This is a genomic window from Kamptonema animale CS-326 (assembly GCF_028330895.1).
Taxonomy (GTDB): domain Bacteria; phylum Cyanobacteriota; class Cyanobacteriia; order Cyanobacteriales; family Microcoleaceae; genus Kamptonema; species Kamptonema formosum.
The window spans coordinates 1-4106 of the sequence record NZ_JAQMUA010000180.1 but is presented as its reverse complement, the minus strand read 5'-3'; the positions used below and the strand labels follow the sequence as shown (position 1 = coordinate 4106).

Sequence of the window (4106 nt, the reverse complement as noted above, 5' to 3'; positions counted from 1 at the left end):
ATTTTTGCGGCGAGCGCCCACCTTACGTTTATTACCAATTACCAATTACCAATTACCAACACTTCAATGAAAGTTCGATCGCGCCATCAGGACTACAGCAGATCGCGCCTCTGTCTGATAAGCTTTTCCCGTAACAGACGGCGCGACTTCTAGAGGAGAAAAATCATCAGGACTGGCTAATGCAGTATCGACAATGCGATGCCAAGATTCCTCTGTTCCTAGTGGCGGCAATTCAAATGCTAGGGGTTCCCAGAAGGCATTGAGTATAATGTGCAGGTTTTCACCAGCTTTAGGATGTCGGAGAGTAAAAGCTAAAGCGTGGGAGTTAATACTCCAATCTGGCTGTCCTAAACGCACTCCGTGCCAAATAATATGGGGTTCTTGACTGCCAAAGGTAACAGTTAATATTTGTTCTTGGCAGAAAATCTCTAGGGACTGAGAAAACTTGATTAGCCCTTTGACAAAGCGCACTAAACCTGAGTGTTCTTCTACACCATTCCAGTTAAACCAACTCAAGGCGTTGTCCTGACAGTAACTATTATTATTTCCCCCCTGCGATCGCCGCACTTCGTCCCCCATCAGTAGCATGGGTGTACCTTGAGAAGTCAGAATAATTGTGAAGAAATTTTTGATTTGCCGTAAGCGCAAAGCTTCAATGGCAGGGTCGTCTGTTTCTCCTTCTACACCGCAATTCCAGCTAAAATTATCATTAGCTCCATCGCGGCTATCTTCGTTATTTGCTTCGTTGTGTTTTTCGTTGTAGCAAACTAGATCGTTGAGGGTAAAACCATCGTGGCAGGTGATAAAGTTGATGCTACGATTTGGTTCGCGGTCAAGTTGGGGGTAAATATCGGGACTGCCCATAATCCGGGCTGCTAGTCTGACTAGGGTTCCTGGATCTCCTTTAACGAAACGCCGCACTTCGTCTCGGTAAGGGCCATTCCATTCCGCAAAGCGATCGCCAATAAAGGAACCGACTTGATAAAGTCCCGCTGCATCCCAAGCTTCTGCAATTACCTTGGCGTTTACCAAAATTGGGTTGGATTCGATCGCCCACAAAATCGGTGGATCTGTGAGAGGATGACCTGATTGGCTGCGAGAAAGTACGGAGGCTAAATCGAAGCGAAACCCGTCTATGTGCATCTCGGAAACCCAGTATTCCAGGCTATCAATAATCATCCGCCCGACAATATCGTGATTACCTTTCAAGGTATTACCGCAACCGCTGTAGTTGCTGTATTTAGATTGATCCTCCTCCAGAATGTAATAAGCCGCATTCTCTAATCCCTTAAAGGAAAGTGTCGGCCCGTCTTCGCTACCCTCAGCCGTGTGGTTAAATACGACATCGAGGATGACTTCAATTCCAGCTTTGTGTAGGGCCTTAACCATATCGCGAAATTCGTCTACGGGCCCGATGGGATCGCGGCGGTAACTATAGGCGCGATGGGGAGCGAAAAATGCGATCGTACTATAACCCCAGTAATTTTTAAGTCCTGGCCGCACGTCTTGTTCATCAAATTCGTGGACAGGTAGCAATTCGACTGCGGTGATCCCCAATTCTTGCAGGTAAGGAATTTTTTCGATTAGGCCGGCATAGGTACCGCGTTTTTCTGGGGACACCCCAGAGTTAGGGTTGCGCGTGAAACCGCCGACGTGCAGTTCGTAAATTAGAGTCTGAGAATAGGGGCGGCGTTGTGGGATATCCCCTTCCCAATCGTAGGTGCTCGGATCGACAACTACGCCTCTCAAGGCGGTTGAACAATTGTCTCCGGGAAGACAGGCTGCTGAGCGACTATAATTTTCCCATCCTACTACGGCGAGAGCATAGGGGTCGAGCAGCACTTTTTCGCCATCGAAGCGCAGTCCTCTTTCTGGGATAAAGGGGCCGTAGGCGCGGTAAGCGTAAATTTGCCCTGCGCCAATATCGGCGACAAAAACGTGCCAGTAGTAGTGAGTTCTATTTTCTTTAGGGTCAAGTTTAATAACGCGATCGGGTTCGGGTGCGTCAGGGGAATTAAAAAGCAGCAGTTCTAAAGCTGTAGCGTTTTTGGAGTAAATGCAGAAGTTAACGCCTTCGGAGATGACTGTAGCGCCGAGGGGGAAACTTAAACCAGGTAAGATCTCAGAATTCATCGGGTCTATTTCCTTAATCCAGACAGTAAGATAGAAAAATTAATTGATGCGAATTAGGCAAGATTGTTTAGCCAGCAACGCTGTAAGTCTTTCAGGTTCAGCTAAATTATCCTTGCGCTATAGCAGTCTCTTGCAGTTTGACGATTAGACCTCTGGGAAAAAGCATCTGAAAGCCCGATCCTGTTTGGTCGGAAACTTAATTTCTGGAGAGGGCTATCGATCTCATCTGCCAAAAAAGGGATCTCGATCGCGATCGTTGCAGTAGACATAATTGTGCTTGCTGACGAGCCAATTGTTCGGCCTCTAAGTCCGATCGAATTGTACAACGCTCAGCCACCCACTCTACTGCGATCGCCCCAGATCTACCAGACTTTAGCAATCTCAGTACGCCCCTCCCTATAGCAATTGCAGTTTGTACAATGTTAGTAATATTCGAGCGAACCGCTATTTTGTAGGTACTCATGTCTTTTTTATATAAGTTGCTGACAGTTGTTGGAGCAGTCTGCGCCCTGGGCTACTTTGCTATCTGTATATTCCTATTCACAAACCAGACTAAGCTTCTATTTTTCCCGATACAGGCGATCGATATTACTCCTGATTTTTTTAACTTGGCCTATGAAGATGTCTGGTTGCCGATAATGACTAAAACTGGACAGGTGGAACGTATTCATGGTTGGTGGATGCCAAGGGCGAAATCAATTCCAGAGCAACAACAGCAAGTAGTATTATATTTACATGGCAATGGCTCGAATATAGGAGCTAATCTCGAACACGCTAATCGGTTTCACGAGTTGGGTTTGTCAGTATTGTTGATTGATTACCGGGGTTACGGTCGGAGTACTGGCAATTTTCCCAATGAATCCCAGGTTTATCAAGATGCTAAAACTGCTTGGGATTATTTAGTCAAAGAACGGAAGATCGATCCCAGTCAAATTTTTATTTATGGTCATTCTTTAGGTGGTGCGATCGCCATTGATTTAGCTGTACATCACCCAGAAGCAGCCGGGTTGATTGTCGAAAGTTCGTTTACTTCAACACGGGAGATGGTGGACTATAAGCGTTCTTTTTGGATGTTCCCTATAGATTTGATACTGACGCAGCGGTTTGACTCGATCGCCAAAGTCTCCAAACTAAAAATGCCCGTGCTGTTTATTCACGGTACTGCTGATACTGTGGTTCCTGTTGAGATGAGCAAAAAATTGTTTGAGGCAGCTCGCGAACCCAAAGAATTATATATTGTACCTAATGCCGATCACACAAATACGGCTAAAATTGCTGGCACTGCATATCTTCAAAGAATAGCCGAATTTTTACAATAGACATAATAGACATCTCCAGAAATTCAGACTATACTTAGAAATAATCAGAGTTAGGGGCTAATTACTTAAAAAGTATGTGAGGAATTAAATCTTATTGAAACAATACCAAATATATAATCCCTGTTCCTAAAAGCGTGACAGTGAGACTTAAAAGAATAACCCAGCGATCGCCTGGTTCATGGACATCCCGATCGATGTCCTGGCGGACAGCAAAATAGTGTTGAGTTGACAACAACACCGTCCCCAAAGCAACCAGAGAAAGAATTATGCTTAACTTCCAGCCAACCCCAATACTGGGAACCAGAGGTGGATGAAAAGCTCGCAGACGGATGATGACCACCGCAAAGGCCATTAGCGCGATCGCAGTCCGCATCCAAGCTAAATAAGTACGCTCGTTTGATAAGTGTTCCCGTACCCGCGACTCATTATGCGGCTTTGGTTCCTCATTTACTTTTCTAGTTTTCAACCGTAACTGCATCACGAAAACTCCTAGCTCTTATTAAGAACGATCGGAAATTTTAATTGTTTTTCCCTAATTATCAATTATAACATTATTAATTGGTAATTGGTAATTGGTAATTGGTAATTGGTAATTGGTAATGGCTAATCGCTAATTGCTAATTGCTAATTGCTAATTGCTAATTGCTAATTGCT

Annotated in this window: 4 protein-coding genes; 1 reads left to right on the top strand and 3 read right to left on the bottom strand. The window is 44.8% G+C overall.

All coding sequences use genetic code 11. The features are described from left to right. Nucleotides 1-63 precede the first annotated feature (63 nt). Both glgX and PN499_RS10730 read right to left on the bottom strand, forming a co-directional pair. Nucleotides 64-2133 carry a glycogen debranching protein GlgX gene (gene glgX, locus PN499_RS10735; RefSeq protein WP_272031849.1) on the bottom strand — a complete coding sequence of 690 codons (2070 nt, stop codon included), beginning with the start codon at nucleotides 2131-2133 and terminating at the stop codon, nucleotides 64-66. Nucleotides 2134-2329: 196 nt separating this feature from the next. Further along, entirely contained in the window at nucleotides 2330-2596 is a 267-nt protein-coding gene (locus tag PN499_RS10730; protein ID WP_272031848.1) for a hypothetical protein, read from the bottom strand. Here PN499_RS10730 and PN499_RS10725 point away from each other — a divergent pair. Then, complete coding sequence (locus PN499_RS10725) at nucleotides 2595-3452, top strand: alpha/beta hydrolase (protein ID WP_272031847.1); 858 nt, start codon at nucleotides 2595-2597, stop codon at nucleotides 3450-3452. The genes PN499_RS10730 and PN499_RS10725 overlap by 2 nt on opposite strands. Nucleotides 3453-3543: 91 nt before the next feature. Here the strand turns inward: PN499_RS10725 and PN499_RS10720 are convergent, their stop codons facing one another. Beyond that, complete coding sequence (locus tag PN499_RS10720; protein ID WP_272031846.1) at nucleotides 3544-3930, bottom strand: YidH family protein; 387 nt, start codon at nucleotides 3928-3930, stop codon at nucleotides 3544-3546. Nucleotides 3931-4106 lie beyond the last annotated feature (176 nt).